Raw genomic sequence first — 26,051 nt, forward strand, 5'->3', positions numbered from 1 at the left:
CTTGTCAGTACGGCGGTTCGGCGGCTCGGACACTCAGTGCGGCACCCCGGCGGCCAGCAGCTCCACGAAGCCGATGTCCTCGTTCGCGACGCCGAAGACCTCGGCGCGCCGGAGGGTGCGCTCGGCCCAGGCGCGGTGCGGCTTCACCTCGTTCATCTTGTTCGTGTACGCGGAGCGCAGTACGCCCCCGCCCAGGCGCTCGGGCCGCAGGATGTCCTGGGCGTCGCTGTACTCCTCGTGGCTGACCACGGACAGCGCGTGCACGGGCATCACATGCGAGGGGTGGATGCAGGTCTTGCCGAGCAGGCCGTTGGCGCGGTCGAGGGCGATCTCGCGCAGCAGGCCGTCCATGTCGTGCTCGATCAGCGCCTCGCGCAGTTCCTCGACCTCGCCCTCCAGGAACGGGCTGCGGCGCAGCTGCGGTTTGAACATCCGCTCCTGGACCCGGAAGTACTCCCACACCGGCCCCGTCACCGTGAACCCGGTGCCGTCGGCGCGCCCCAGCACGTTGACGACGTCGGCGATCACGGAGGCCACGATCTGGACGTCGTAGGCCGTCATGTCGGGCGCTCTGCGCAGGCCGTAGGAGGAGCAGAAGTCGGTGACGCCGAGGCGCAGTGCGAGGACCCGGTCGCGCCACTTGTCGACGGTGCGGAAGATGCCGTCCAGGGTCTCCCGGCGCGTCTCCAGGTAGAGCAGGTCGGGGGACTCGAGGACCGGCATGGCGAACAGCCTGCGCCCGCTCGCCGTCTCCGCCGCGGTCAGGGCCTCCAGGAACGGCACGCCCCGCTCCTCGGTGAACTTCGGCAGCACGAAGCCGGACAGCAGCCGCACGGCCGGGCCCAGCCGGGCCACCAGATCGGGGATCTGGCCGGGGGCGCGAACTCGTATGAACAGCAGCGGCAGTTCCGCGCCGGGGAGGGCGGCGAGGGCCGTGAGCTGCCGGACCAGGTTCTCCTCGGCGTCCAGGACGTCCGCGTCGTCGATGGAGTCCTCCAGGCACAGCACCATGGAGACGACCCCGCGGGCCGCCTGCTTGAGCACGTCGTCCGCGAGGTACGGCCGGGTCGCCGGGCTGTACAGGGTGGCGCCGAGGGCCGCCGCGAGCACGGGAGCGGGCGATTCGGCGGTGAAGACGGCCGGCTCCCGGTGGAAGAGACGCTGCCGCTCCCCAGGGGCGATATGCCCGAAATGACGCATGAGACTCCCCCGTGGTGATTGGACGACCCGGACAATGGTGCTGGACGACCCGAAAAGAGGTGGCCGGTAATAGTACGTAGAACTCCATGGCGTGGGTTCCCATCGGGCATGAAGTTCAGGTAACTCGGCTGTGTCGGTGACAGGTCGGTGGTATGCGGGGGTGTGCGCGGCACCACGCCGGGGGCGCCACCCCCGCGTTGTCGTGACCAGGACCGAGAGGGCAGGATGACGCCATGACGCACGCGATGCTGAAGGGGTCGAACGTACCGCTCGAGGCCGACGCGGTACGGGCGGTGCTGCGCTGGGCGCCGGGACAGGGCGCCCCGGACGTCGACGCCTCGGCGCTGCTCCTCGGCCCTGACGGACGGGTGCGCTCCGACGAGGACTTCGTCTTCTACAACCAGCCCCGGCATCCGTCGGGGGCGGTGCGGCTGCTCGGCAAGAAGCGGGAGGCGGAGGGGCTGACCGACACGATCCAGACGGATCTGACGGGGATCGAGCCCGACGTGGGCCAGATCCTGCTGGTCGCCTCGGCGGACGACGTTCCCTTCGACCAGGTGCGGGCCCTGTGCGTCCTGCTGTACGACGCGGCGGTCGCCGACGCCGAACCGCTCGCGTACTTCGACATCAAGCCCGAGACGGGCGCGGAGACGGCACTGATCTGCGGGGAGCTGTACCGGCGGGGCGAGGGCTGGAAGTTCCGGGCGCTCGGCGAGGGCTACTCCAACGGGCTCAAGGGCCTCGCGAACGACTTCGGCATCTCGGTCGACGACTCGGAGGCCCCGCCGGCCGCCACCGGGCAGCTGCCGGCGGCGACGGCCTCGGTCCCCGCCGCGGCCACGGCGGCCGTCCCCGCGCCGCCCGAGGTGTCGGCGCCGCTGCCGCCGGAGCAGCCGGTGGTGCGGCAGCCCTCCTACGGCTATCCGCCGGAGCCGGCGACCCAGCCGGCCTACGGCTACCCCCAGCAGACCGGTCAGCCGGCGTACGGGTACCCGCAGCCGGAGTCCGCCGCGGCGGTGTCCGCGCCCGCCTACGGCTATCCCCCCACGGCGGCGCCCGTGCCCGACCCGGACTTCGAGCTGCCGCCGCAGGGGCCGCAGTTCATCCGGCGGTAGAGCCGCAGCGGGCGAGAGGGGCGACAGGCCGGGCGGCGGGGCGCTGGGGCGGGGAGCAGCCACCCGTCACGCCTTGGCCTTGTAGCCCCGGCCCCACTGAAGTCCCCATCCGTACAGCCGGTCCAGTTCCGCCTGGAAGCCGTACACGAACTTCACCTCGCGGCGGACGACCAGCTCCCCCTTGACGTTCTCTATCAGGACGACGGCGCAGGAGCGGGCCTGCGGGTGGCGTTCGTCGAGACCGATCTCGATGCGCGGGCCGTTGCTGGGATACAGCGTGACGACGGCGTGCGTACGGTCGAACGCCGGCGTCTGGTCGTAGATGTAGACGAAGATCAGCAGCCGCTTGAAGTCGTCCCGGTGGTCAAGGTTGACGAAGATCGTCTCACCGGTGCCGGAGCCGAAGCGGTCGTCGCCGCTGAGCTTGATGTAGGGCGGGTCGTTCAGCTCCCCGAAGAAGTTGCCCAGCGGCTGCACCACACCCTTGGTGCCGTCGCTCAGCTCGTACATGCAGCCCAGGTCGAGGTCCACGTTGACCATGCTCTGGGTGTGGGCCTGCACCACCTCCGGGGTGAACAGCCGCAGGGGGTGGCGCAGCAGACTGCCCCGCTCGGGGCCGCCGATGTCAGAGGTCCGCATCTGCCACGACAGGTTGATGCGCAGATTGCCGGTCGCCGCCCCCTGCTTGGTGAGCGAGACCCGGTGGTGCCGCTTGGTCAGCTCGATCGCGTTGGTCGCAGCGCTGCCCGAGTCGAAGTCGGTCGCGCGCCCGCGCCACACGCCGTCCCAGAAGCCCATGTCCGCCCCCCAGGCGCCTTACGGTTCAACAGCCGCGGGGCGGCCGCCGAGGACGACGAGTCCTCACGGCCGCCCCGAACAGAGCGTTCCTCATCGGGACCCGGTCCACACCACGCGGCAGCCGCAATCGGCGAGTGAGCCGAAGGGGCGCCCCGGAGGCGCACCGGGACCCGGGAAAGAGGGTGCTAGACGCCGGACGAGACCTCAGCCCGCTCGTCCGAGGCCGTGCCTTTTCCCTCGGCCGCGGCGAGCGCCTGGTTGCGGCGCACCGAGGACCAGAAGGACCAGCCGATCAGGACGACACCGACGAGACCGGTGATCACCTCGTTGATCTGGTACTGGATGGTGACCATGAGGATCACGGCCAGCGCGCCGATCGCGTAGTGCGCGCCGTGCTCCAGGTAGACGTAGTCGTCGAGGGTGCCCTGGCGGACGAGGTAGACGGTCAGCGACCGCACGTACATCGCGCCGATACCGAGGCCGAGCGCCATCAGGATGATGTCGTTGGTGATGGCGAAGGCGCCGATCACGCCGTCGAAGGAGAAGGACGCGTCCAGCACCTCCAGGTAGAGGAACATGAAGAACGCGGCCTTGCCCGCGAGCACCACCGCCGAGCGGTCCTTGCCGGTGCGCCGGGCCTCTTCCTCCTCCTCGTGCTCGCGCTCCTCCTCTTCCTCCAGCCGGTCCTCGAAGAAGCCGGACAGGCCACCGACGATCAGGTAGGTGATCAGGCCGGCGATGCCGGAGATCAGAACCGTCTGCGCCTTGTCGACGTGCGCGCCGCCGTGCTGGTGGGCGTGGGTGGCGAAGGTGAAGGAGGTGATCAGCAGGACGATCAGCGAGATGCAGACCGACAGCATGTCGACCTTGCCGAGCTTGGCGAGCGGGCGCTCGATCCAGCGCAGCCACTGGATGTCCCGGTCCTCGAAGATGAAGTCCAGGAAGATCATCAGCAGGAACATCCCGCCGAACGCGGCGATCGCGGGATGCGCGTCGGTCACGAGCTGCTGGTACTGGTCCTTGTCGGTCAGCGCCAGATTGACCGCGTCTATGGGGCTCTTCTTCGCGGTGATGGCGACGATCACGACAGGGAAGACCAGTCGCATGCCGAAGACTGCGATCAGCACGCCCACCGTGAGGAAGATCTTCTGCCAGAAGGCGTTCATCTTCTTCAGGATTCCGGCGTTGACCACGGCATTGTCGAAGGACAGCGAGATCTCGAGGACGGACAGGATCGCCACGATGCCAAAGGCGGTCCACCCCCCGTAGAGGACCGCTGCGGCGAGGCCGATCGCGGTGACCACGAACGACCAGCCGAAGGTTTTCAGAAGCACTGGCTACCCAATCCGTATATGTAGGGGGCTCCCCCGTCGCCGTACCCGGCTTTACGAAACGTTGACTCCGAAGTCTAGAGCGATCCCGCGAAGGCCGGACGCGTACCCCTGCCCCACGGCCCGGAACTTCCATTCGGCCCCGTAGCGGTAGACCTCGCCGAAGATCATGGCGGTTTCCGAGGAGGCGTCCTCGCTCAGGTCGTAGCGGGCGAGCTCCTGGCCGTCGGCCTGGTTGACGACACGGATGAAGGCATTGCTGACCTGGCCGAAGGTCTGGCCGCGCTCGTCCGCGAGATGGATGGAGACCGGAAAGACGATCTTGTCGCACTGGGCCGGCACCTTGGCGAGATCGACCAGGATGGTCTCGTCGTCACCCTCGCCGTCACCCGTGAGATTGTCGCCGGTGTGCTCGACCGAGCCGTCGGGGCTCTTGAGCTGGTTGTAGAAGACGAACCACTCGTCGCCGAGGACCCGGCCGCCGCTGCACAGCAGCGCGCTGGCGTCGAGGTCGAAGGGGGCTCCGGTGGTGGAGCGCGCGTCCCAGCCGAGGCCGATCATCACATGTGTGAGGTTCGGCGCGGCCTTGGAGAGGGAGACATTGCCTCCCTTGGCGAGCGTGACGCCCATGGTGCTGGTCCTCCCCGAGATACTGCGTCATCCCCGGGGGCGGAGACCCCCGGCGGCCGGGGGTCGTATCCCCCGGTGGTCATCCTGCTGCATGAGGGCGGAACCCTCGGCGGTCGGGGGGTGGTTCCCCCGGGCATCCGAGGCGGAAACCCCCCGACGAGCCCGAGCGGCTCATCTCCGACGATCGGAGACGCAAACCGCCCGTTGGGCGGAGCCGGCCCCTCCCTTTGGGCGAGGGCGGCCGACGCACCGTTGTGCGAGGGCCGCCGACTCCCGGTGAGCGAGGCCGGCGACGCCACGTCTGGCGTGGGGTCGGCCGGCTCCCGGTCGCGACGGGCGGACGCCTCCCGGTCGGGGCGGGGCGGACGCCTCCCGGTCGCGACGGGGGCAGGCACTCCCGTCGCGCCCAGGGCGGACGGCTCCCGGCCCCGAGGCGAGGGCGGACCGGCCCACGGACCGAGGGCGCCTACGACCGACCCACGACCCGAGGACGCGTACGTCCGACCCACGACCCGAGGACGCCTACGACCGACGCACGGTCGGCGAGAGGGGCACCGCCCGACAGACAAAGACGGCTACTCCGCCTGGGCGGGGCCAGCCGACGCCCGTCCTACGGAGCGCGATACGGCCGAGCCCGTCCTGCGGCGGTACGGCCGAGCCCAGCCGACAGACCGGAAACGGCTGCCCCCAAGACGCGGAGGCACCCGGCACCCAGTCTTGGGCCGGAGACGGCCGCCTCCCTTACGGAGACGGCCGCCACCCGACAGACGGAGGCAGCCACTCCCCCGAGCGCGGCACAGGCCGGAAACGGCCACCCCCTGACGGAGACGGCCGCCACCCGACGGACGGAACCGGCCGCTCCCCCCGCGTCCGGCGCCGTGACCCTCGCGGGACGGCGCCGGAAGCCGGCGCATGCGGGCCCGGATCCGTGTTCTGTCCGGATCAGACGTTCACGCCGAAGTCCTGCGCGATACCGCGCAGTCCCGAGGCGTAGCCCTGGCCGATGGCGCGGAACTTCCACTCCGCGCCCTGGCGGTACAGCTCGCCGAAGACCATGGCGGTCTCGGTGGAGGCGTCCTCGCTCAGGTCGTACCGTGCGATCTCCTGCTGGTTGGCCTGGTTGACGACGCGGATGAACGCGTTGCGCACCTGGCCGAAGGACTGCTGGCGGTTCTCGGCGTCGTAGATCGACACCGGGAAGACGATCTTGTCGACGTCGGCCGGGACCGTGGCGAGGTTGACCTTGATCACCTCGTCATCGCCCTCGCCCTCACCGGTGAGGTTGTCGCCGGTGTGCTCGACCGAGCCGTCGGGGCTCTTGAGGTTGTTGAAGAACACGAAGTGCTGGTCGCTGACGACCTTGCCGGACGGGTTCAGCAGCAGGGCGCTGGCGTCCAGGTCGAAATCGGTGCCGGTCGTGGTGCGGACGTCCCAACCCAGACCGACGAGGACCGCGGTCAGGCCGGGGGCCTCCTTGGTCAGCGATACGTTGCCGCCCTTGCTGAGGCTGACTCCCACGAGTCCTCCCATTGGTGTCCAGGGGCGGGGAGCCCCGTCGTGCGTTGGTGTCGGATCAACGAGTCGATCCTAGTGACGGGTTCCCACGCCCTGCAGGCCTTGGAACCGAAGAATCACAGGGTGTCGAGCGCCTTCACGTACTCGTTCAGGTCACGGGCGTCCGGCAGGTCGTTGACGACGGTCCACCGCACCACGCCCTCCCTGTCGATGATGAAGGTCCCGCGTACCGCGCAACCCTTCTCCTCGTCGAAGACGCCGTACGCGCGCGAAGTGTTGCCATGCGGCCAGAAGTCGGACAGCAGGGGGTACTCCAGGCTCTCCTGCTCGCCGAAGACACGCAGGGTGTGAATGGAGTCGTTGGAGACGGCGAGCAGCTGGGTGTCCTCGTTGACGAACTGTGGCAGGTTGTCGCGCAGCGCGCACAGCTCGCCGGTGCACACGCCGGTGAAGGCGAACGGGTAGAAGAGCAGCACCACGTTCTTGTGACCGCGGTAGTCCGCGAGCCGCACGGTCGCTCCGTGGTTGTCCCTGAGCTCGAAGTCGGGGGCCTTGTCGCCGACCTGGATCGCCATGGGTCCTGCATCCCTTCGGAGGGGCTGTTCGGGTGGAGACCACCCTACGCAGCTCTCACCCGGGGCTCACGGACGGGCTGAGCGATGTCAGCCCGTCCGGTGTGCACGGACGAGGCCGTTCGGGCGGCCGGCACGGTCCGGGGGCAGTGGCCCCGGACGCGGCCGCCCGCGGTGTGGGGCCACCGCCGGCGGAGTGTCAGCGCTTGGACTTGGCCGCCTTCGGCGTCACCAGACGCGATCCGCTCCAGTCCTTGCCCACACTGACGCTCTTGGACGCCGACAGGCCCGCCGTCGTCGCGGCTTCAGAGATGTCGCTCGGCTCCACGTAGCCCGCACGGCCGGTCTTCGGCGTGAGGAGCAGGATCGAGCCACCCTCTTCGATGTAGGTGGTGGCGTCCACCAGCACATCGGTCAGGTCGCCGTCCTCGTCGCGGAACCACAGCACCACGGCATCGGCGACGTCGTCGTACTCCTCGTCCACGAGCTCGCTGCCGATGACTTCCTCAATGGACTCGCGGAGCTCCTGGTCGACGTCGTCGTCGTAGCCGATCTCCTGGACCACCTGCTCGGGCTGGAACCCCAGCCTCGCGGCAGGGTTCGTCCGCTCCTCCGCGTGGTCCGCGGTCGCGCTCACGGGTTGCCTCCTGATCATGTCTTGGTGAGTATCTCAGCCACGCGCGTACGCGAAGCATTGGCCGTAGTCCACACGGGCGGGGCGGATCGCGCAAGTACCCGGCCGTTCAGACCGCCGAAACGGTGACGATCCTGGCCGTGTCGCCGCAACTCCAGGCACCGTATCGCGCCCCACGGTGATCTACACCACACCGTTCTGCCCGGTTTGCGCATTCTGGAACCCTCCGTGGGTACGAGACTCGAATGGCTTTGCGAAACAGATCACGCCCCGGGTGTATCGGTGCGTTTTGGCCGGGCCCGCCCGGGAAAGGCCCGGCCCCCCTTGTGGTTACCTCACGGTAGAGATGACGTTTCACTCGCCCCAGGTACACGATGGGGAGCGGCGCAGGCACATGCAGAAGTTGCCCTCTGACAGGTAAGGAACAGCGTGGCTTCCGGATCCGATCGCAATCCGATCATCATTGGCGGCCTTCCGAGTCAGGTTCCTGACTTCGATCCCGAGGAAACCCGGGAGTGGCTCGACTCCCTCGACGCCGCCGTGGACGAGCGTGGCCGTGAGCGGGCCCGCTACCTGATGCTCCGTCTGATCGAGCGGGCCCGCGAGAAGCGCGTGGCCGTGCCCGAGATGCGCAGCACGGACTACGTCAACACCATCCCCACCAAGAGCGAGCCGTTCTTCCCCGGCAACGAGGAGATCGAGCGCAAGATCCTCAACGCCACGCGGTGGAACGCCGCCGTCATGGTCTCCCGTGCCCAGCGGCCCGGCATCGGGGTCGGCGGCCATATCGCGACGTTCGCCTCCTCGGCCTCCCTGTACGACGTGGGCTTCAACCACTTCTTCCGCGGCAAGGACGAGGGCGACGGCGGCGACCAGGTCTTCTTCCAGGGCCATGCCTCGCCGGGCATCTACGCCCGCGCGTATCTGCTGGACCGGCTGAGCGAGAAACACCTGGACGGGTTCCGCCAGGAGAAGTCCAAGGCGCCGTACGGCCTGTCCAGCTACCCCCACCCGCGCTCGATGCCGGGCTTCTGGGAGTTCCCGACGGTCTCCATGGGACTCGGCCCGATCGCCGCGATCTACCAGGCCCGGATGAACCGCTATATGCAGGCGCGGGGCATCGCGGACACCTCCCGGTCGCATGTGTGGGCCTTCCTCGGCGACGGCGAGATGGACGAGCCGGAGTCACTCGGCCAGCTCACCATCGCCGCCCGTGAGGGCCTGGACAACCTGACCTTCGTCGTCAACTGCAACCTTCAGCGCCTGGACGGCCCGGTGCGCGGCAACGGCAAGATCATCCAGGAGCTGGAGTCGGTCTTCCGGGGTGCCGGCTGGAACGTGATCAAGCTGATCTGGGACCGGACCTGGGACCCGCTGCTGGCGCAGGACCGGGACGGGATCCTGGTCAACAAGATGAACACCACGCCGGACGGCCAGTTCCAGACGTACGCCACCGAGTCCGGCGCCTACATCCGCGACCACTTCTTCGGCGACGACCACCGGCTGCGCGCGATGGTCGAGAACATGACCGACGACCAGATCCTGCACCTGGGCCGTGGCGGTCACGACCACCGCAAGATCTACGCGGCGTTCAAGGCGGCCAAGGAGCACAAGGGCCAGCCGACGGTGATCCTCGCCAAGACGATCAAGGGCTGGACGCTCGGCCCGAACTTCGAGGGCCGCAACGCCACGCACCAGATGAAGAAGCTGACGGTCGACGATCTGAAGCACTTCCGCGACCGTCTGCATCTGCCGATCTCCGACAAGGACCTGGAGTCCGGCCTGCCGCCGTACTACCACCCGGGGCGGGACACGGAGGAGATCCAGTACATGCACGACCGGCGCAAGTCGCTCGGCGGGTATGTGCCGACGCGTGTCGTGCGGTCCGAGCCGCTCCGGCTGCCGGGCGACACGGCGTACGCGTCCGTGAAGAAGGGCTCGGGCCAGCAGTCGATCGCCACGACCATGGCCTTTGTCCGTCTCCTCAAGGACCTCATGCGGGACAAGGAGATCGGCAGGCGGTTCGTGCTGATCGCGCCGGACGAGTACCGCACGTTCGGCATGGACTCGTTCTTCCCGACCGCGAAGATCTACAACCCGCTCGGCCAGCAGTACGAGGCGGTCGACCGCGATCTGCTGCTCGCCTACAAGGAGTCGCCGACCGGGCAGATGCTGCATGACGGCATCTCCGAGGCGGGCTGCACGGCCTCGCTGATGGCGGCCGGTTCGGCGTACGCGACGCACGGCGAACCGCTGATCCCGGTGTACGTCTTCTACTCGATGTTCGGTTTCCAGCGGACCGGCGATCAGTTCTGGCAGATGGCCGACCAGCTCTCGCGCGGTTTCGCCCTGGGTGCGACCGCCGGCCGTACGACCCTGACCGGTGAGGGGCTCCAGCACGCGGACGGGCACTCTCAGCTGCTCGCCTCGACCAACCCGGCGTGCGTGGCCTACGACCCGGCGTACGGCTACGAGATCGCCCACATCGTGCAGGACGGTCTGCGCCGGATGTACGGCAGCTCGGCGGAGCACCCGCACGGCGAGGACGTCTTCTACTACCTCACCGTCTACAACGAGCCGATCCAGCAGCCGGCCGAGCCCCCGAACGTGGACGTCGAGGGCATCGTCAAGGGCATCCACCGGATCAGCGAGGGCACCTCGGGCGCGATGGCGGCGCAGATCATGGCGTCGGGCGTGGCGGTGCCGTGGGCCCTTCAGGCGCAGCGGATCCTCGCCGAGGAGTGGAACGTCCGGGCGGACGTCTGGTCGGCGACCTCCTGGAACGAGCTGCGGCGTGAGGCCGTGGCGTGCGAGGAGCACAACCTGCTGCACCCGGAGGAGGAGCAGCAGGTGCCGTACGTGACGCGGAAGCTCAGCGGCGCCGAGGGCCCGTTCGTGGCGGTGTCCGACTGGATGCGGTCGGTTCCGGACCAGATCGCGCGCTGGGTGCCGGGGGCCTACCAGTCCCTTGGCGCGGACGGCTTCGGCTTCGCGGACACGCGCGGTGCGGCCCGCCGCTACTTCCACATCGACGCCGAGTCGATCGTGGTCGCGGTGCTCACCGAGCTGGCCAGGGCGGGCAAACTGGACCGCTCGGCGCTGAAGCAGGCCATCGACCGCTACCGGCTGCTCGATGTGACGGCGGCCGACCCGGGGGCGGCGGGCGGCGACGCGTGAGGCCGCATCAGCCCTGAGGGGCCCCTGTTCGAGCGAAGCCGAGACCGTGGAGGAGGGCCGGGCGCGCCGCGGGAGACACACCCGCCCCCGAGGAGACACACCCGCCCCGAGCGGGCCAGGGGCGGCGGGGAGGCCGGCCCGCCGCCCCTGCCCGTTTTCCGCGACGCGGGCATGGAGCGGCAAGCGGCGCAGGCCCGTTGGAAGAGCCACCCCGAGCGGCCGCTGCCGGCGCTCGCCGTGGCCTGTGCCATGCCGACCGTGCGGAACAGATCACGGCGACGGAGGAGGTACGGCCGCTGCGGGCCGAGGTCGCGGCGCTGTCGGGGGCGTCCGCGCCGCCCCCGCAGGCGCATGAGGAGACGGGCCCCCGGTCACAGCCGAGGGCCCGTCCGCTCCTCCCCTCGGGTCAGAGCAGTCCGTTGCCGGGGCCGGCCAGCCAGACGATCGCCAGCAGCGTGTCGATCGCGCCCAGGACCAGGGCGACCACGGCCGGCAGCGGGCGGCTGCCCGCCCGGCTGCGGTCCATGGCCAGCCAGCCGCAGGCCACCGCGACGGGTCCGAGAATGATGCCGAGGGCGAAGAAGCCCGCGATCGCGCAGATGACTCCGACGATCCCGAGCGTCGCGCGATCCGGCCCGGTCCAAGGCCACATCCGGCCCTGCGAGCGGGGGTACCTGCGCGTGCCGTGTCCAAAGCCCGCCATCATCAACTCCCTGAACTCTTCGGTTGGTTCGGGCCTGATGTGCGGGTACCCCCGTCTCCCCTGCCGATTCCTGCCTGCGCGCTGCCCCCCTCCGGCAGCGCGCCGCAGTCCGGCCGTCCTTGGTCCGTACGCCCAGTGGTACGAAGGACGTGATCCACTCTGACCTGCGGCGCGCTGCCGACGGGAGGGATCTTTAGCGCATTCACCCTGATGGGCGAAATCCCCCCGGAACGGCGTGTCAGATGTGCGCGGCTCCCGCGCCCGCCTCCGCGTTGTCGCCCCGCTTGGTGAACAGCGCGACCAGCACGGCGACGGCCGCGACGCCCGCGGCGACCAGGCAGGCCAGGCTCATGCCGGAGATGAACGTGTCGTGCGCTACGCCCGCGATCTTCGCGGCGATCGGGGCCGGCGTGCCCTTGTGTACCGGAGCGACTCCCTGCTGGACCACCTGTGAGACCTGGTCGAGCTGGGCGGGGGTGAGCGGCGGCAGCTTGGCCGCGGCCCAGTTGCCCGGGAGGTCGCTGTCCACGCGGGAGGCCATCACCGCGCCCAGGACGGCCGTGCCGAGGCTTCCGCCGATCTGCATCGCGGCCTGCTGGAGACCGCCGGCGACGCCGGACAGCTCCATCGGCGCGTTGCCCACGATCACCTCGGTGGCGCCGACCATCACGGGGGCGAGGCCGAGGCCCAGGAGCGCGAACCAGATGGACATGACGCCGCTGCCCGTGCCCGCCTGAAGCTTCGACATGCCGAACATGGCGATCGCGGTGAGGAGCATGCCGCCGGCCAGCGGGATGCGCGGGCCGGCCTTGGTGATCACAAGGCCCGCGAGGGGAGAGCCGACGATCATCATGCCGGTCAGGGGCAGCAGATGCAGGCCCGCGTTGACCGGGCTCATCCCGTGCACGTTCTGGAGATAGAAGGTGACGAAGAACAGACCGCCCATGAAGGCGATCGCCATGAGGACCATCAGGACGACGCCCGCCGACAGCGGCAGCGAGCGGAACAGCCCGAGCGGGATCAGCGGCTCCCGCACCTTCGTCTCCCAGAGGGAGAAGAGGGCGAAGCCCAGGACGGACGCACCGATGAACAGCCAGGTCTTGCCGTCGCCCCAGCCCCATGCCGGCGCCTTGATGAGCGCCCAGACCAGGCAGAACATGGCGCCCGACAGCAGCGCGATGCCCAGCAGGTCGAAGGAGCGCGGCGCGTTCTCGGCCCGGTGGTCCCTGAGGATGAACAGACCGAGGACGAGCGCGAGCGCGCCGACCGGCACGTTGACGAAGAAGACGGACTGCCAGCTGACGTGCTGGACGAGCAGGCCGCCGAGGATCGGGCCGCCCGCCGTGGAGGCGCCGATGACCATGCCCCAGATGCCGATCGCCATGTTCAGCTTCTCGGCCGGGAAGGTGGCCCGCAGCAGGCCGAGCGCGGCCGGCATCAGCAGCGCCCCGAACAGGCCCTGGAAGACGCGGAAGGTCACGACGAGGGCGATGCTGTCGGACAGGCCGATGGCGCCGGAGGCACTGGCGAAGCCGACGACGCCGATCAGGAACGTCTGCCGGTGGCCGAAGCGGTCGCCGAGCTTGCCCGCGGTGATCAGGGTGACCGCGAGGGCGAGGAAGTAGGCGTTGGTGATCCACTGGACGTCGGAGAAGCTGGCGCCGAGGTCCTTGGCGATGGCCGGGTTGGCGATGGCCACGATCGTGCCGTCCAGCGCGACCATCATCACGCCGATGGCGACCGAGACGAGGGTGAGCCACGGATGTCCGCGCAGGCCGCGGTCCGGGGCCCGCTCCTGCGGTGCTGCCGACGGACCGGATGTCCTGTCCCCCGGTTCCGTCGCGTCGACGGTGGTCTGACTAGTCATGTTTCGAGGCTAGTGACAGTCACAGACAGTTGACAAACCAATTCACAAGTCAGTAACTGTCATGTCATGTACTGACAGCCCGAACGGGGCGGATGAGCGGAAAGAGGACAGATGGAGACGGCGCCGCGGCCGGGGCTGCGAGAACGCAAGAAACAGCGCACCCGGGACGCACTGCTGCGGGCCGCCCTGGAGCTGTTCACCACCAAGGGCTACGAGGCCACGACCGTCGACGAGATCGCCGAGGCCGCCGATGTCTCGCAGCGCACCTTCTTCCGCTATTTCGCCGGCAAGGAGGACGCCGTCTTCTTCGTCCAGTCCCTGGCGGAGTCACACTTCGTCGAGGCGGTGCGCGCGCGTCCGCACCACGAGGCGCCGCTGGAGGCGCTGCGGCAGGCGATCCTGGAGGGCTGGGACAGCATCGGCGAGGCCGTCGAGGAGATCATCCCGTCCGAACTGCATCTGCGCGCCTGCCGGTTGATCGAGTCGACGCCGGCCCTGTTCGCCACCCATCTGCGTCGCTCGGCGGAGTTGGAGGAGGACATCGCCCGCATCATCGCCGAGCGCGAGGGTCTCGACGTGAACGCGGACCCGCGCCCGCGTGTCGCGGTGGCCCTGTTCGGCGGGGTGATGCGCGTCACGGAGCGGCTGTGGTGCGCGGGCCAGGACATCAGCGTGGCCGCGCTCCGGGAGTTGACCGCCTGGCATCTCGACGCCGTGCGCCCGGCCTTGGCGGACAAGTGGCGCACGGACTGACGCCGTTCACACCTGCTCATCCCGTACGCGTCAAGTGAATTCCCGTCAGACAGGACGCATGCCACGGCCGATGGAGTGAAGACATGGTGACACGGCGTGCGAGGTGGCGTGCATCTCATCGACGCAGTGTGACGATCAACCCCAAGCGGCGCCCGTTTTGTCGGAATTGATGGGTGCGAAACGTGAGACGCGTCACTCGGTTAACGCGAGACACTCTCGTTCTCCTAGTGTGTCCTTCCAGTGACTTCCTTCGACACCTCCCCGCAACTCAACGTCTGGCGCGCACTGCTCGCGCTGGCCGTGGTCTTCGTGATGCTCGCGACGACCGGCTGGACCGCCGTGCGCAGCCACCCCGGCGCCACGCCCCTGGCGGCGTCGCGCTCCGCGTGGGAGCACGGCAGGATCGCCGGACGCGAGCTGCCGGACCCCGAGGGGCCGCCCGCGCGGCTGGCCCACTTCTTCGCCTCGCTCAGCGCCCACCAGCGTTCCCGGCTCGTCCACCGCTATCCGCTCGCGGTCGGCAACATGAACGGGGCGCCGGTACGGCTGCGCTACGAGGCCAACCACATCGCCCTCGACCAGCAGCGCAAGGTCGAGCGCGCCCGGATGCACGACGACCGGCTGTCGTCGGTCGGGCAGCAGGAGGCGGGCCGCCTCATGCACCGCTTCGAGGCGCTGATGGCCGGAGGCCGGCAGATCCTCGCCTTCGACCCGGAGGGTTCGGGCCGGATCGCCGAGGTCGTCGGTGATCTGGACACCGCACGGCGTGTCTCGGTCGTCGTGCCCGGCGTCGACACCGATCTGCTCACCTTCCAGCGCACCTACCGCATGTACTCGGCGCCGGCCGGCATGGCCCGGTCGCTCTACGCGGCGGAGCGCGCGGCGAGCCCCCGCACTGCCACGGCCGTGATCGCCTGGGCCGACTACACCGCGCCCGGGGGCCTCGGCGTGGAGGCGGCCACCGCGATGCGCGCCGAGGAGGGGGCCGTACGGCTCAACGCCCTCGTCCGCGCCCTGCCCGGCCGGACGCCCGTCCAGCTGTACTGCCACAGCTACGGCTCGGTGCTCTGCGGTGTGGCCGCGCACACCCTGCCGTCCCGGGTGTCCGACATCGCCGTGGCGGGCAGCCCCGGCATGCGCGCCGAGTCGGCCGCCGGGCTGCGCACCACGGCCCGGGTCTGGGCGATGCGGGACACCGACGACTGGATCCAGGACGTGCCGTACATGGAGGTCGGGGGCCTCGGCCACGGCGCCGATCCGGTCTCCCGCGGCTTCGGGGCGCGGGTGCTGTCCGCGCTGGGGGCGAAGGGGCATGCCGGTTATTTCGAGCCGGGTACGGAGAGCCTGCGCAACTTCGCCGAGATCGGGGTCGGCGCGTACGACGCGGTGCACTGCGCCCACGACACCGACACCTGCCGGGCGGGTTTGTCCGGCGCGGCGGCGGCCGGACGCGCGTAGAGAAAAAGGAACTGCGGTCTGCCCGGGGAGGCGACGGAGGAGCGCGTGCCGCATACGATGAGCCGCATGGGTGACGTACTGGCCGGATTTCATGCCGTCTGGGAGTTCGAGTCCGACTCCGTGCTCATCCGCTACGAACGGGGGATCCGTGCACCGAAGCTGTTCCAGGCGCTCGGCGAACGCCGTGTTCCCCTGGAGGCGATCGCGGGGGTGACGCTGACCCGGGGCAGACGCGGAACCACCGTCCTGCGGGCGGTGCCGAGGCCCGGCGCCGATCCGCTGATGGAGGCGGCGGCCGGACAGCTCAAGGAGGCCGCGGACCCCTACCGTCTGGTGCTGCCCGCCGGCCGCCACACCCTCGCCGAGTACCACGCCGCCGAGTTGCGGGCCCTGATCAGCGAGGACGACACCCCGGCCGAGCGGTTCCTGGTGGCGCCGCCCGAGGCACCGCTGCACTTCAAGGCGTACGACGGGAAGGCGTCCTTCGACGGCCGGGTGGTGTCCTTCCGCTGGTCCTGGACGGGCGCGTCCTCCGCCAAGTGGAAGGCCGGCGACCAGAACTTCCCGGTCTCCGCGCTGAGCGGGGTCGAGTGGCGCTCCCCCGAGGCCCTGGAGGGCCATCTGCGGCTGCTGCGGCGGGAGGCGGACGCCGGGAGGCCGGTGCAGCCGGACCAGGACCCGGCCGCCGTCGTCTTCGGCCTCGGCTACGGCCCGGTGCACGAGTCGCTGCCGTTCGCCGCGGCGGTGCTGGCCGCGACGCGGGCCGCCGGGCCCTCGGCCGGCCCCGCCGCCTCGATACCGGCGGCACGCCGCGACCCGGCGGACATCGCGGAGCGGATCCGGCACCTCGGGGAGCTGCACGAGGCAGGGCTCGTCACGGACGAGGAGTTCTCCATGAAGAAGGCGGAGCTGCTGGCGGAGCTGTAGAGCTCCGGACCCTTACTCCCGGCCCGCCGACGCGAACGTCATGTCCGGGTAACGGTCGCCCGCCACCTGGGCCGCGATCGGTTCCAGAAGCGCCAGTTCCTCTTCCGTCAGGACGATCCGGGTCGCCGCCACGTTCTCCTCCACACGTGAACGCCTGGTCGTACCCGGGATCGGGACCACCGGGAAGCCGTGCACCGCGGTCTGCTGCTGCACCCAGGCCAGGGCGATCTGGGCCAGGGAGACGCCGTGCGCCTCGGCGACCGTGCGGACCGGCTCCAGGAGCCTGTGGTTGGCGGCCGCGTTCTCGCCGGTGAAGCGCGGCATCGTACGGCGGAAGTCCTGGTCGGTGAGGTCCGTGTCGGCGTTGGAGAAGGAGCCGGTGAGGAATCCGCGGCCCAGCGGCGAGTACGGCACCAGGGCCACACCCAGTTCCCTGGCGGCCGGCACCACATTCGCCTCGATGTCCCGGCTGAACAGGGACCACTCCGACTGCACGGCGGCGATCGGGTGAACGGCCCGGGCCGCGCGCAGCTCACCGGCCGTGACCTCGCTCAGCCCGAGGTGCTTCACCTTGCCCTCGCGCACCAGCTCCGCCATGGTGCCGACGGTCTCCTCGATCGGCACCCTCTCATCACGGCGGTGCATGTAGTAGAGGTCGATCACCTCGACGTCCAGGCGCTTCAGGCTGGCCTCGACACAACTGCGGATGTACGGCGCGTCGTTGCGGATGATCCGCTTCATGGGGTCGTCCGGCGGCGTCGAGATCGCGAACTTGGTGGCGATGACGACCTCGTCCCGGTGCGCCCTGAAGAACGGCGACAGGAACTTCTCGTTCTCCCCGCCGCCGTAGGCGTCCGCGGTGTCGTAGAGCGTGACGCCCAGCTCCAGCGCCCGCTCCAGGGCGGCCCGCGACTCCCCGGCGTCCGAGGGGCCGTACGCCCAGCTCATCCCCATGCAACCGAGACCCTGTACGCCCACCTCGGGGCCGTCGTCGCCCAGTTGCACCGTCGCGATCCTGCTGTCCGTCATCGGGGCCTCTCCGACGCCAGGGCGCGCCCGGCGTCCGTGTAGAAATCGATCTTGCGATTGAGCACAGCGAGCGTGTCCTGGAGTTCCGTGATCCGGGCGAGCACGTCCCGGCGGGTGGCCTCCAGCAGGTCGCGGCGTTCGCTGTAGGTGTGGTCTCCGGCCCGCACCAGTCCGGCGTAGCGCACCATGTCGGCGACGGGCATGCCGGTGAGCCGGAGCTTGCCGACCAGATCGAGCCAGTCGAGGTCGGCGTTGCAGTAGCGGCGCTGTCCGGTGTGGGAACGGTCGATGTGGGGCATCAGCCCGATCCGCTCGTACCAGCGCAGGGTGTGCGCGGTGAGGCCGGTGAAGGCCACCACCTCGCTGATCGTGTAGCTGTCCTGTCCGTCGGGACGGGGATGCCGCTTGGGCGGTACGGAGCAGACGTCGGTCTCGTGGTCGGCCGCCTCGGCCATGGTCTCCATCACCGTCATGACCTCCACGCTAAAACGCTGGAGTGCACTCCAAGCAAGCGGAACCCGGCGAAAACACAAAGACCCGCGCGGCTTCGGTGAGTAGCGTGCGCGCCATGAGTCTCGTACGCCGGGCCGAGCCCGAAGATGCCGGGGAACTGCTGCGCCTGCGCCAGGTGATGCTGGATTCCCTGTTCTCCGCCGATTCCTCCACCCACTGGCACGCGGAGTCCCTGCCGACCCTGCGCGGCCGGCTCGGCGGCCCGGACGGCGGCCTCGCGGCGTTCGTGGTCGACCACCCCGAGCAGCCCGGGGCGCTCGCCGCGGTCGCGGTGGGCACGGTCGAGTACCGGATCGGGCGGGCGGGCAACCCGCACGGCCGGGTGGGCCATGTCTTCAGCGTCGCCACCGATCCGGACACACGCCGCCGGGGCTACGCCCGCGCCTGCATGGAGACGCTCCTCGACTGGTTCCGTGAGCAGGGCGTCCGCCAGGTCGACCTGAACGCGTCCGCGCAGGCGGAGCCGCTGTACGCGGCGCTGGGCTTCGTCCGCAAGCCGGACCCCTCGATGCGGCTTGAGCTGTGAGCCGCATAGGCTCGTTCACATGTCCCTGCAGAGCCTGGCGCTGATCGAGAACTGGCCCGTCCCCACCGCCGCGGCGGCGGTCGTCCGCGCGGACGGCACCGTGCTCGGCACGCACGGACCGGTCGACCACCGCTTCCCGCTGGCCTCGGTCACCAAGCCGCTCGCCGCCTACGCGGTGCTCGTCGCCTACGAGGAGGGGGCCATCGAGCTGGACGAGCCCGCGGGGCCGGCCGGCTCGACGGTGCGCCACCTGCTCGCACACACCTCCGGTCTCGCGTTCGACGAGCACCGGGTCATGTCGGCGCCCGGGGAGCGGCGGCTGTACTCGAACGCCGGTTTCGAGGTGCTGGGCGACCATGTGGCGAAGGCGACGGACATCAGGTTCTTCGAGTACGCGCGTCAGGCGGTCCTGGAGCCGCTCGGCATGGCCTCGACGGCCCTCGACGGCTCCCCGGCCAAGGACGGCGTCTCGACGGTCGCCGATCTCGTGCGCTTCGCCGCCGAGGTCCAGGCGCCCCGGCTGCTCGACCCCCGCACGGTCGCCGAGGCGATGACCGTGCAGTACCCGGGCACCAAGGGCGTCCTGCCGGGCTACGGGCACCAGAACCCCAACGACTGGGGCCTCGGCCTCGAGATCCGCGGCGCCAAGTCGCCGCACTGGACGGGACGTTCGTCCTCGCCCAGGACCTTCGGCCACTTCGGGCAGTCGGGCACGTTCCTGTGGGTCGACCCGGACGCGGGCGTGGCGTGCGTCGCGCTGACGGACCGGGCGTTCGGGCCGTGGGCGATCGAGGCGTGGACGCCGTTCACGGACGCGGTGCTGGCGGAGGTGCGGGGCTGAGGAGCCGCCGCGGCGGTCACCCCGCCATCTCCCACACCAGCAGCTCCGCCCCCGCCGGCGCCCCCACCGCCTCCAGGTCCTTCGCGTCCGTGATCCGGGCCGAGTCCCCCGGGCCCAGCTCCTCCCCGTCCAGCCGTACGCCGCCGCGCACGACGTGCACATACACGGACGCCGCGTCCGGCACCGCCGTGCGCTCCCCCGGTGCCAGCCGGCGGACATGGAGCATCGCTCCCGACTCGGGGACCGCGTACGGCGTGGAGTCCGCGATGCCGTGGACCACCTCGTAGGCGGGGTCGCCGCCCGGCTCCCGGGGAGCCAGCCACATCTGCACGAAGATCAAGGGGACCTCGGCGTCGTTGCGCTCCACATGGCGGACACCGCCCGCCGCGCTCAGCCGCTGGACGTCGCCGGGGCGGACCACCGACCGGCGGCCCGTCGAGTCGCGGTGGGTCAGCTCTCCCTCCACCACCCATGTGACGATCTCGGTGTGGCTGTGCGGGTGCTCGTCGAAGCCCGCACCCGGTGCCAGCCGCTCCTCGTTGCACGCGATCACCGCGCCGAACCGGAGGTTGTCCGGGTCGTAGTGCGGGCCGAAGCTGAAGGCGTGCAGGGACTCGATCCCCGCGGCCGGGTCCCCTCCGCGGTAGCGCTCACCGGCGCGCCGTACGTCCATCACAGCCTCCACCGTAGCCCCGCCCGTCCCGCCCTCCGGGACCCGGCGCCGCACTGCCCCGTCCCGATAAGGCAGTCTTGTCCCCGTGCCCGAACCAGAAGCCATCCACCCCGAGCCCGCTGCGCACTCCGTCCATTCGCACGCCGCGACCCTGAAGCGGCTGGAGAAATCGTCCGGAAGCCTCGCCGCGCAGGCCATCGCGCGCATGGACGAGACGCTCCCGTGGTATCGGGCGATGCCGCCGGAGAACCGGTCCTGGATCGGCCTGGTGGCGCAGGCGGGCATCGCCGCGTTCACCGAGTGGTTCCGGCACCCGGACGCCCCGCAGGCCATCTCCACCGATGTCTTCGGAACCGCGCCGCGCGAGCTGACCCGGGCCATCACCCTGCGGCAGACCGTGGAGATGGTGCGGACGACCATCGAGGTCATGGAGTCCGCCATCGACGAGGTGGCCGCTCCCGGCGACGAGTCCGTGCTGCGCGAGGCGCTTCTCGTGTACGCCCGGGAGATCGCCTTCGCCACCGCCCAGGTCTACGCCCAGGCCGCCGAGGCACGCGGTGCCTGGGACGCCCGGCTCGAATCACTCGTGGTCAACGCCGTGCTCAGCGGGGAGGCCGACGAGGGGGCCGTCAGCCGGGCCGCCGCGCTCGGCTGGAACTCGCCCGAGCATGTGTGCGTGGTGCTGGGCACGGCACCCGACGGTGACAGCGAGCTGACGGTCGAGGCCATCCGGCGGGCCGCCCGGCACGCCAAGCTCCAGGTCCTCACGGGCGTGCTCGGCGACCGGCTCGTCGTGGTCGCGGGGGGCAGCGACAACCCGCTCGCCGTCGCCAAGTCGCTGATCGGCCCGTTCGCCGCCGGGCCCGTCGTCGCCGGGCCGATCGTGCCGGATCTGCAGGCCGCGACCCGGTCCGCGCAGGCCGCGGCGGCGGGCCTCAAGGCGTGTTCCGCCTGGCAGGACGCGCCGCGCCCGGTGCTGGCCGACGATCTGCTGCCGGAGCGCGCGATCGCCGGTGATCCCAGCGCGCGCGAGCAACTGGTGGAGGAGATCTACAGACCGCTGGAGGAGGCCGGATCCGCGCTCCTGGAGACCCTCAGCGTGTATCTGGAGCAGGCGTCCAGTCTCGAGGGTGCCGCCCGCATGCTCTTCGTTCACCCGAACACCGTGCGCTACCGGCTCCGACGTGTGACTGACGTCACCGGATGGTCGCCTTCTGATGTACGCTCCGCGTTCACGTTGCGGATCGCGTTGATCCTGGGGCGTCTGGCCGAAGGAGATCCCCAGACCTAGCCTTTTGTCGGGGGCCAACAAATCCCCCTGCTGTTCTTCGTCCTTGTCCCCACGGGCGGCCCCGGCCGTCCCCAAGAGAGAGTGTGAGAGTGCTCGTACTCGTCGCTCCCGGCCAGGGCGCCCAGACGCCTGGCTTCCTGACTCCCTGGCTCGACCTCCCCGGCGCCGCCGACCGCGTCGCGGCATGGTCGGACGCCATCGGGCTCGACCTCGCCCACTACGGCACGCAGGCCGACGCCGACGCCATCCGTGACACCGCCGTCGCCCAGCCGCTGCTGGTCGCCGCGGGTCTGCTGTCCGCCGCGGCACTGGGTGACATCACCCCCGGCGCCGTCGCCGGCCACAGCGTCGGCGAGATCACCGCGGCCGGCTTCGCCGGTGTCCTCGACGACACGGCCGCGCTGATGCTCGTCCGCAAGCGGGGCCTGGCCATGGCCGAGGCCGCCGCCATCACGCCGACGGGCATGTCGGCGCTGCTCGGCGGCGAGCCCGCGACGACGCTCCCCCACCTGGACAAGCTGGGCCTGACCCCGGCGAATGTGAACGGTGCCGGGCAGATCGTCGCCGCCGGCACCCTGGAGCAGCTCGCCGCACTCGCGGAGGACAAGCCCGAGGGTGTGCGCCGCGTGGTGCCGTTGAAGGTGGCCGGTGCGTTCCACACGCACCATATGGCGCCCGCGGTGGACCGTCTCGCGGAGGCGGCCGAGGCCCTCACGCCGGCCGACCCGCGCATCACCTACGTCTCGAACAAGGACGGTCAGGCCGTAGCCACCGGTGCCGAGGTCCTCCAGCGGCTGATCGGCCAGGTCGCCAACCCGGTCCGCTGGGACCTGTGCATGGAGACCTTCGAGAAGCTGGGCGTCACGGCGTTGATCGAGGTGTGCCCCGGCGGCACCCTCACGGGCATCGCCAAGCGCGCGCTGCCGGGTGTCCAGACCCTCGCCCTGAAGACCCCTGACGACCTCGACGCCGCTCGCGACCTGGTCGCCGAGCACAGTGCCTGATTAGGAGCCCGAGAGCATGTCGAAGATCAAGGCACGGAAGGGTGCTCCGTACGCGCGCATTCTCGGGGTCGGCGGTTACCGTCCGGTCCGGGTCGTACCCAACGAGGTGATCCTGGAGAGGATCGACTCCTCCGACGAGTGGATCCGCTCCCGCTCCGGCATCGAGACCCGGCACTGGGCGAACGACGAGGAGACCGTCGCCGCGATGTCCATCGAGGCGGCGGGCAAGGCCATCGCCGACGCCGGGATCACCGCCGAGCGGATCGGCGCGGTCGTCGTCTCCACCGTCTCGCACTTCAGCCAGACCCCGGCCATCGCCACCGAGATCGCCGACAAGCTCGGCACCGACAAGGCCGCCGCCTTCGACATCTCGGCCGGCTGCGCGGGCTTCGGCTACGGCCTCACCCTCGCCAAGGGCATGATCGTGGAGGGCTCCGCCGAGTACGTCCTCGTCATCGGCGTGGAGCGCCTGTCGGACCTGACGGACCTGGAGGACCGGGCCACCGCCTTCCTGTTCGGCGACGGTGCCGGCGCGGTCGTCGTGGGCCCCTCCGAGGAGCCGCACATCGGCCCCACCGTCTGGGGCTCGGAGGGCGACAAGGCCGAGACCATCAAGCAGACCGTGCCGTGGAACGACTTCCTCCCCCACTCTCGAGGCTCGAGCGGGGCCACCCCCACCGGCGATGTCTCCAAGCTCCCGGTCGACAGCGAGGGCAACGTCAAGTTCCCGGCCATCACGCAGGAGGGCCAGGCGGTGTTCCGCTGGGCCGTGTTCGAGATGGCGAAGGTCGCCCAGCAGGCGCTGGACGCGGCCGGGATCACCGCGGACGACCTGGACGTCTTCATCCCGCACCAGGCCAATGTGCGGATCATCGACTCGATGGTGAAGACTCTCAAGCTGCCGGAGCACGTGACGGTCGCTCGTGATGTGCGCACCACCGGCAACACCTCGGCCGCCTCGATCCCGCTCGCGATGGAGCGGCTCCTGGCGACCGGCGAGGCGAAGAGCGGCGACACCGCGCTCGTCATCGGCTTCGGGGCGGGTCTCGTGTACGCCGCGACGGTCGTTACCCTCCCCTAGGCACTCCGTGCCGGATCATCCGATCCGGTACGGGATCTGCAAACACCTGCCGCTGACGCGGTGGGCGCCACACCCTCTGGATATCTACGAAGGAGCGCCTGACATGGCCGCCACCCAGGAAGAGATCGTCGCCGGTCTCGCCGAGATCGTGAACGAGATCGCCGGGATCCCCACCGAGGACGTCCAGCTGGACAAGTCCTTCACCGACGACCTGGACGTCGACTCGCTGTCCATGGTCGAGGTCGTCGTCGCCGCCGAGGAGCGCTTCGACGTCAAGATCCCGGACGACGACGTGAAGAACCTCAAGACCGTCGGCGACGCCGCCGAGTACATCCTCAAGCACCAGGCCTGATCGACCGATCACCTGGGCTGACAGCCCCAGCACCGGGCCGGCGGCCCGGTGACGTGGGCCGTTGCCCCGCCACCCGGCGGTGGCGCCGCTTAATCCTCGTACTGTTGGAGAAAGAATTCCCGTGAGCTCGACCAATCGCACCGTGGTCGTCACCGGTATCGGCGCAACCACACCGCTGGGTGGCGACGCGGCCTCTACCTGGGAAGGCCTGGTCGCCGGCAAGTCCGGAGTCCGTCCCCTGGAGCAGGACTGGGCCGCCGAGCAGGCGGTCCGCATCGCCGCGCCGATCGCCGTGGAACCGTCGGAGGTCATCCCGCGGCCGCAGGCCCGCCGTCTGGACCGTTCGGCGCAGTTCGCGCTGATCGCGGCCAAGGAGGCCTGGGCGGATGCCGGTTTCACCGACAAGGCGGGCGAGGACGCCGGCGTCGACCCCGACCGTCTCGGCGCGGTCATCGCCTCCGGCATCGGTGGTGTGACGACCCTGCTCGACCAGTACGACGTGCTGAAGGAGAAGGGCGTCCGCCGTGTCTCCCCGCACACGGTCCCGATGCTGATGCCGAACGGCCCGTCCGCCAACGTGGGCCTGCTCGTGGGCGCCCGCGCCGGTGTGCACACCCCGGTCTCCGCCTGCGCGTCGGGCGCCGAGGCCATCGGCTACGCCGTCGAGATGATCCGCACGGGCCGCGCCGACGTCGTCGTCGCCGGCGGCACCGAGGCGGCCATCCACCCGCTGCCGATCGCCGCGTTCGGCAACATGATGGCGATGTCCAAGAACAACGACGACCCGCAGGGCGCCTCGCGTCCCTACGACGTCGACCGCGACGGCTTCGTCCTCGGCGAGGGCGCGGGCGTCCTGGTCCTGGAGTCGGCCGAGCACGCCGCCAAGCGCGGCGCCCGCGTCTACGCGGAGGCGGTCGGCCAGGGCATCTCCGCCGACGCCCACGACATCGTCCAGCCGGAGCCCGAGGGCCGCGGCATCTCGCACGCCTTCCAGAACCTGCTGGACCACAGCGACCTGGACCCGGCGGAGATCGTGCATGTGAACGCGCACGCCACCTCCACGCCGGCCGGTGACATCGCCGAGCTGAAGGCGCTGCGCAAGGTCTTCGGCGACGACGCGGACCACATGGCGGTCTCCGCGACCAAGTCGATGACCGGTCATCTGCTCGGCGGTGCGGGCGGTGTGGAGTCGGTGGCGACCGTCCTCGCGCTGTACCACCGTGTCGCCCCGCCGACGATCAACATCGAGAACATCGACCCGGAGGCCGAGGCCAATGCGGACGTCGTCCGCGGCGAGGCCCGCAAGCTGCCGGTCGAGGGCCGTATCGCCGCGCTGAACGACTCGTTCGGCTTCGGCGGGCACAACGTGGTCCTGGCGTTCCGCACGGTCTGATCCTGCGCCCGCGCCCCGTCCGTCCTGCGAAAGGGCCCCCACCGGTAGAACCCGAGCTCGGTGGGGGCCTTTTCGTACGAACGAGGGACGGGGGAGGGCCGCAGGACGCCGTACGGCGGGGTGACGGCCGGTCAGACGACCTGGTGCAGCCACCGCACGGGAGCGCCCTCGCCCGCGTAGCGGAACGGCTCCAGCTCGTCGTCCCATGGCTTGCCGAGCAGCTTGGCGAGTTCTGCCTCCAGCTCGCTCTCGCCGCGCTGGGAGCGCACCAGGGCGGCGCGCAGCCGGTCCTCGGGGATCAGGATGTCGCCGTGGATGCCGGTGACCGCGTGGAAGATCCCGAGGTCGGGGGTGCAGCTGTAGCGCTCGCCCTCGGCGGTCGGGCACGGTTCCGCGGTGACCTCGAAGCGCAGCAGATGCCAGCCGCGCAGCGCGGAGGCGAGCTTGGAGGCGGTACCGGCCTCTCCCTGCCAGGAGAACTCGGATCTCCAGGTGCCGGGCGCGGCGGGCTGCCGGATCCAGTCGAGGTTGACGCGCGTCCCCAGCACGCCCGCGACTGCCCACTCGACGTGCGGGCACAGTGCGCGTGGCGCGGAGTGCACGTACAGGACTCCACGTGTCGTCACCTGAACCTCCGGGCAGACCGCGACATCTTGTAACTTTACGGA

The 26,051-nt window shown here is 70.4% G+C and carries 25 protein-coding genes; 12 read left to right on the forward strand and 13 right to left on the reverse strand.

Annotated features, from left to right (window positions below):
• Positions 1–33 precede the first annotated feature (33 nt).
• Entirely contained in the window at positions 34–1,200 is a 1,167-nt protein-coding gene (locus tag ACIP94_RS02980; RefSeq protein WP_402418619.1) for an HpcH/HpaI aldolase/citrate lyase family protein, read from the reverse strand.
• 233 nt (positions 1,201–1,433) lie between these two features.
• Here ACIP94_RS02980 and ACIP94_RS02985 point away from each other — a divergent pair, with 233 nt between their 5' ends.
• Complete coding sequence (locus ACIP94_RS02985) at positions 1,434–2,315, forward strand: TerD family protein (RefSeq protein ID WP_402418622.1); 882 nt, start codon at positions 1,434–1,436, stop codon at positions 2,313–2,315.
• Positions 2,316–2,381: 66 nt separating this feature from the next.
• Here the strand turns inward: ACIP94_RS02985 and ACIP94_RS02990 are convergent, their stop codons facing one another.
• From ACIP94_RS02990 to ACIP94_RS03015, 6 genes are all read right to left on the reverse strand, one after another.
• Positions 2,382–3,113: a Tellurium resistance gene (locus ACIP94_RS02990; RefSeq protein WP_402418625.1), complete on the reverse strand. Its 732-nt coding sequence runs from the start codon at positions 3,111–3,113 to the stop codon at positions 2,382–2,384.
• A gap of 185 nt (positions 3,114–3,298) precedes the next feature.
• Entirely contained in the window at positions 3,299–4,447 is a 1,149-nt protein-coding gene (locus ACIP94_RS02995) for a DUF475 domain-containing protein (RefSeq protein WP_402418628.1), read from the reverse strand.
• A gap of 51 nt (positions 4,448–4,498) precedes the next feature.
• A complete protein-coding gene (locus ACIP94_RS03000) occupies positions 4,499–5,074 on the reverse strand; it encodes a TerD family protein (RefSeq protein ID WP_402418631.1) in 576 nt (191 codons plus the stop codon).
• A 942-nt stretch (positions 5,075–6,016) separates the two neighbouring features.
• Positions 6,017–6,592 carry a TerD family protein gene (locus tag ACIP94_RS03005; RefSeq protein WP_402418634.1) on the reverse strand — a complete coding sequence of 192 codons (576 nt, stop codon included), beginning with the start codon at positions 6,590–6,592 and terminating at the stop codon, positions 6,017–6,019.
• A 113-nt stretch (positions 6,593–6,705) separates the two neighbouring features.
• On the reverse strand, positions 6,706–7,164 hold the full coding sequence (locus tag ACIP94_RS03010) for a peroxiredoxin (protein ID WP_402418637.1): 459 nt from the start codon (positions 7,162–7,164) through the stop codon (positions 6,706–6,708).
• A 196-nt stretch (positions 7,165–7,360) separates the two neighbouring features.
• Positions 7,361–7,798: a DUF3052 domain-containing protein gene (locus tag ACIP94_RS03015; RefSeq protein ID WP_402418639.1), complete on the reverse strand. Its 438-nt coding sequence runs from the start codon at positions 7,796–7,798 to the stop codon at positions 7,361–7,363.
• A gap of 426 nt (positions 7,799–8,224) precedes the next feature.
• Here ACIP94_RS03015 and aceE point away from each other — a divergent pair, with 426 nt between their 5' ends.
• Positions 8,225–10,972 (forward strand): pyruvate dehydrogenase (acetyl-transferring), homodimeric type, encoded by a 2,748-nt coding sequence (aceE, locus tag ACIP94_RS03020; protein ID WP_402418642.1) that lies wholly within the window; start codon positions 8,225–8,227, stop codon positions 10,970–10,972.
• A 406-nt stretch (positions 10,973–11,378) separates the two neighbouring features.
• Here the strand turns inward: aceE and ACIP94_RS03025 are convergent, their stop codons facing one another.
• A complete protein-coding gene (locus ACIP94_RS03025; RefSeq protein ID WP_402418645.1) occupies positions 11,379–11,678 on the reverse strand; it encodes a small hydrophobic protein in 300 nt (99 codons plus the stop codon).
• 235 nt (positions 11,679–11,913) lie between these two features.
• On the reverse strand, positions 11,914–13,542 hold the full coding sequence (locus ACIP94_RS03030; RefSeq protein ID WP_402418648.1) for an MFS transporter: 1,629 nt from the start codon (positions 13,540–13,542) through the stop codon (positions 11,914–11,916).
• Between the two features lie 111 nt (positions 13,543–13,653).
• On the opposite strand from ACIP94_RS03030, the gene ACIP94_RS03035 reads away from it, so the two are divergent.
• The 3 genes from ACIP94_RS03035 to ACIP94_RS03045 all read left to right on the forward strand — a co-directional run bounded on the left by ACIP94_RS03035 (position 13,654) and on the right by ACIP94_RS03045 (position 16,680).
• Complete coding sequence (locus ACIP94_RS03035) at positions 13,654–14,295, forward strand: TetR family transcriptional regulator (RefSeq protein ID WP_402418651.1); 642 nt, start codon at positions 13,654–13,656, stop codon at positions 14,293–14,295.
• Positions 14,296–14,535: 240 nt separating this feature from the next.
• Positions 14,536–15,753: an alpha/beta hydrolase gene (locus ACIP94_RS03040; protein WP_402418654.1), complete on the forward strand. Its 1,218-nt coding sequence runs from the start codon at positions 14,536–14,538 to the stop codon at positions 15,751–15,753.
• A gap of 66 nt (positions 15,754–15,819) precedes the next feature.
• Positions 15,820–16,680, forward strand: a complete 861-nt coding sequence (locus tag ACIP94_RS03045) for a DUF4429 domain-containing protein (RefSeq protein ID WP_402418657.1) — start codon at positions 15,820–15,822, stop codon at positions 16,678–16,680.
• 12 nt (positions 16,681–16,692) lie between these two features.
• On the opposite strand, the gene ACIP94_RS03050 is transcribed toward ACIP94_RS03045, so the two are convergent.
• Both ACIP94_RS03050 and ACIP94_RS03055 read right to left on the reverse strand, forming a co-directional pair.
• The gene (locus ACIP94_RS03050) at positions 16,693–17,709 is read right to left on the reverse strand and encodes an aldo/keto reductase (RefSeq protein ID WP_402418660.1); all 1,017 of its coding nucleotides are present in this window, start codon (positions 17,707–17,709) and stop codon (positions 16,693–16,695) included.
• On the reverse strand, positions 17,706–18,182 hold the full coding sequence (locus ACIP94_RS03055) for a MerR family transcriptional regulator (RefSeq protein WP_402418663.1): 477 nt from the start codon (positions 18,180–18,182) through the stop codon (positions 17,706–17,708). Before ACIP94_RS03055 ends, ACIP94_RS03050 begins: the two co-directional genes overlap by 4 nt.
• 95 nt (positions 18,183–18,277) lie before the next feature.
• Between ACIP94_RS03055 and ACIP94_RS03060 the strand changes: the two genes are divergently transcribed.
• Positions 18,278–18,748, forward strand: coding sequence for a GNAT family N-acetyltransferase (locus ACIP94_RS03060; RefSeq protein WP_402418666.1), 471 nt, complete (start codon positions 18,278–18,280; stop codon positions 18,746–18,748).
• Between the two features lie 19 nt (positions 18,749–18,767).
• Complete coding sequence (locus ACIP94_RS03065) at positions 18,768–19,589, forward strand: serine hydrolase domain-containing protein (protein WP_402418669.1); 822 nt, start codon at positions 18,768–18,770, stop codon at positions 19,587–19,589.
• Between the two features lie 16 nt (positions 19,590–19,605).
• Here the strand turns inward: ACIP94_RS03065 and ACIP94_RS03070 are convergent, their stop codons facing one another.
• Positions 19,606–20,262, reverse strand: a complete 657-nt coding sequence (locus tag ACIP94_RS03070; protein ID WP_402418672.1) for a pirin family protein — start codon at positions 20,260–20,262, stop codon at positions 19,606–19,608.
• Positions 20,263–20,347: 85 nt separating this feature from the next.
• On the opposite strand from ACIP94_RS03070, the gene fasR reads away from it, so the two are divergent.
• The 5 genes from fasR to fabF all read left to right on the forward strand — a co-directional run bounded on the left by fasR (position 20,348) and on the right by fabF (position 25,383).
• A complete protein-coding gene (gene fasR, locus ACIP94_RS03075; RefSeq protein ID WP_402418675.1) occupies positions 20,348–21,553 on the forward strand; it encodes a fatty acid biosynthesis transcriptional regulator FasR in 1,206 nt (401 codons plus the stop codon).
• 89 nt (positions 21,554–21,642) lie between these two features.
• A complete protein-coding gene (locus tag ACIP94_RS03080; protein WP_402418678.1) occupies positions 21,643–22,557 on the forward strand; it encodes an ACP S-malonyltransferase in 915 nt (304 codons plus the stop codon).
• Between the two features lie 16 nt (positions 22,558–22,573).
• Positions 22,574–23,638, forward strand: a complete 1,065-nt coding sequence (locus tag ACIP94_RS03085) for a ketoacyl-ACP synthase III (RefSeq protein WP_402418681.1) — start codon at positions 22,574–22,576, stop codon at positions 23,636–23,638.
• Between the two features lie 103 nt (positions 23,639–23,741).
• Positions 23,742–23,990 (forward strand): acyl carrier protein, encoded by a 249-nt coding sequence (locus ACIP94_RS03090; RefSeq protein ID WP_043440034.1) that lies wholly within the window; start codon positions 23,742–23,744, stop codon positions 23,988–23,990.
• Between the two features lie 121 nt (positions 23,991–24,111).
• A complete protein-coding gene (gene fabF / locus ACIP94_RS03095; protein ID WP_402418684.1) occupies positions 24,112–25,383 on the forward strand; it encodes a beta-ketoacyl-ACP synthase II in 1,272 nt (423 codons plus the stop codon).
• Between the two features lie 131 nt (positions 25,384–25,514).
• On the opposite strand, the gene ACIP94_RS03100 is transcribed toward fabF, so the two are convergent.
• Complete coding sequence (locus ACIP94_RS03100) at positions 25,515–26,009, reverse strand: DUF3145 domain-containing protein (protein WP_311698275.1); 495 nt, start codon at positions 26,007–26,009, stop codon at positions 25,515–25,517.
• Between the last annotated feature and the right edge of the window lie 42 nt (positions 26,010–26,051).

Source organism: Streptomyces sp. NPDC093261, from assembly GCF_044753645.1.
Lineage (GTDB): Bacteria > Actinomycetota > Actinomycetes > Streptomycetales > Streptomycetaceae > Streptomyces.

Excerpts from the sequence above, each read along its gene's own strand:
- ACIP94_RS02980 (WP_402418619.1), bottom strand. The coding sequence starts at position 1,200 with ATGCGTCATTTCGGGCATATCGCCCCTGGGGAGCGGCAGCGTCTCTTC.
- ACIP94_RS02985 (WP_402418622.1), top strand. The coding sequence starts at position 1,434 with ATGACGCACGCGATGCTGAAGGGGTCGAACGTACCGCTCGAGGCCGAC.
- ACIP94_RS02990 (WP_402418625.1), bottom strand. The coding sequence starts at position 3,113 with ATGGGCTTCTGGGACGGCGTGTGGCGCGGGCGCGCGACCGACTTCGAC.
- ACIP94_RS03000 (WP_402418631.1), bottom strand. The coding sequence starts at position 5,074 with ATGGGCGTCACGCTCGCCAAGGGAGGCAATGTCTCCCTCTCCAAGGCC.
- ACIP94_RS03010 (WP_402418637.1), bottom strand. The coding sequence starts at position 7,164 with ATGGCGATCCAGGTCGGCGACAAGGCCCCCGACTTCGAGCTCAGGGAC.
- ACIP94_RS03025 (WP_402418645.1), bottom strand. The coding sequence starts at position 11,678 with ATGATGGCGGGCTTTGGACACGGCACGCGCAGGTACCCCCGCTCGCAG.
- ACIP94_RS03030 (WP_402418648.1), bottom strand. The coding sequence starts at position 13,542 with ATGACTAGTCAGACCACCGTCGACGCGACGGAACCGGGGGACAGGACA.
- ACIP94_RS03035 (WP_402418651.1), top strand. The coding sequence starts at position 13,654 with ATGGAGACGGCGCCGCGGCCGGGGCTGCGAGAACGCAAGAAACAGCGC.
- ACIP94_RS03045 (WP_402418657.1), top strand. The coding sequence starts at position 15,820 with ATGGGTGACGTACTGGCCGGATTTCATGCCGTCTGGGAGTTCGAGTCC.
- ACIP94_RS03050 (WP_402418660.1), bottom strand. The coding sequence starts at position 17,709 with ATGACGGACAGCAGGATCGCGACGGTGCAACTGGGCGACGACGGCCCC.
- ACIP94_RS03055 (WP_402418663.1), bottom strand. The coding sequence starts at position 18,182 with ATGACGGTGATGGAGACCATGGCCGAGGCGGCCGACCACGAGACCGAC.
- ACIP94_RS03060 (WP_402418666.1), top strand. The coding sequence starts at position 18,278 with ATGAGTCTCGTACGCCGGGCCGAGCCCGAAGATGCCGGGGAACTGCTG.
- ACIP94_RS03065 (WP_402418669.1), top strand. The coding sequence starts at position 18,768 with ATGTCCCTGCAGAGCCTGGCGCTGATCGAGAACTGGCCCGTCCCCACC.
- ACIP94_RS03070 (WP_402418672.1), bottom strand. The coding sequence starts at position 20,262 with ATGGACGTACGGCGCGCCGGTGAGCGCTACCGCGGAGGGGACCCGGCC.
- ACIP94_RS03085 (WP_402418681.1), top strand. The coding sequence starts at position 22,574 with ATGTCGAAGATCAAGGCACGGAAGGGTGCTCCGTACGCGCGCATTCTC.
- ACIP94_RS03090 (WP_043440034.1), top strand. The coding sequence starts at position 23,742 with ATGGCCGCCACCCAGGAAGAGATCGTCGCCGGTCTCGCCGAGATCGTG.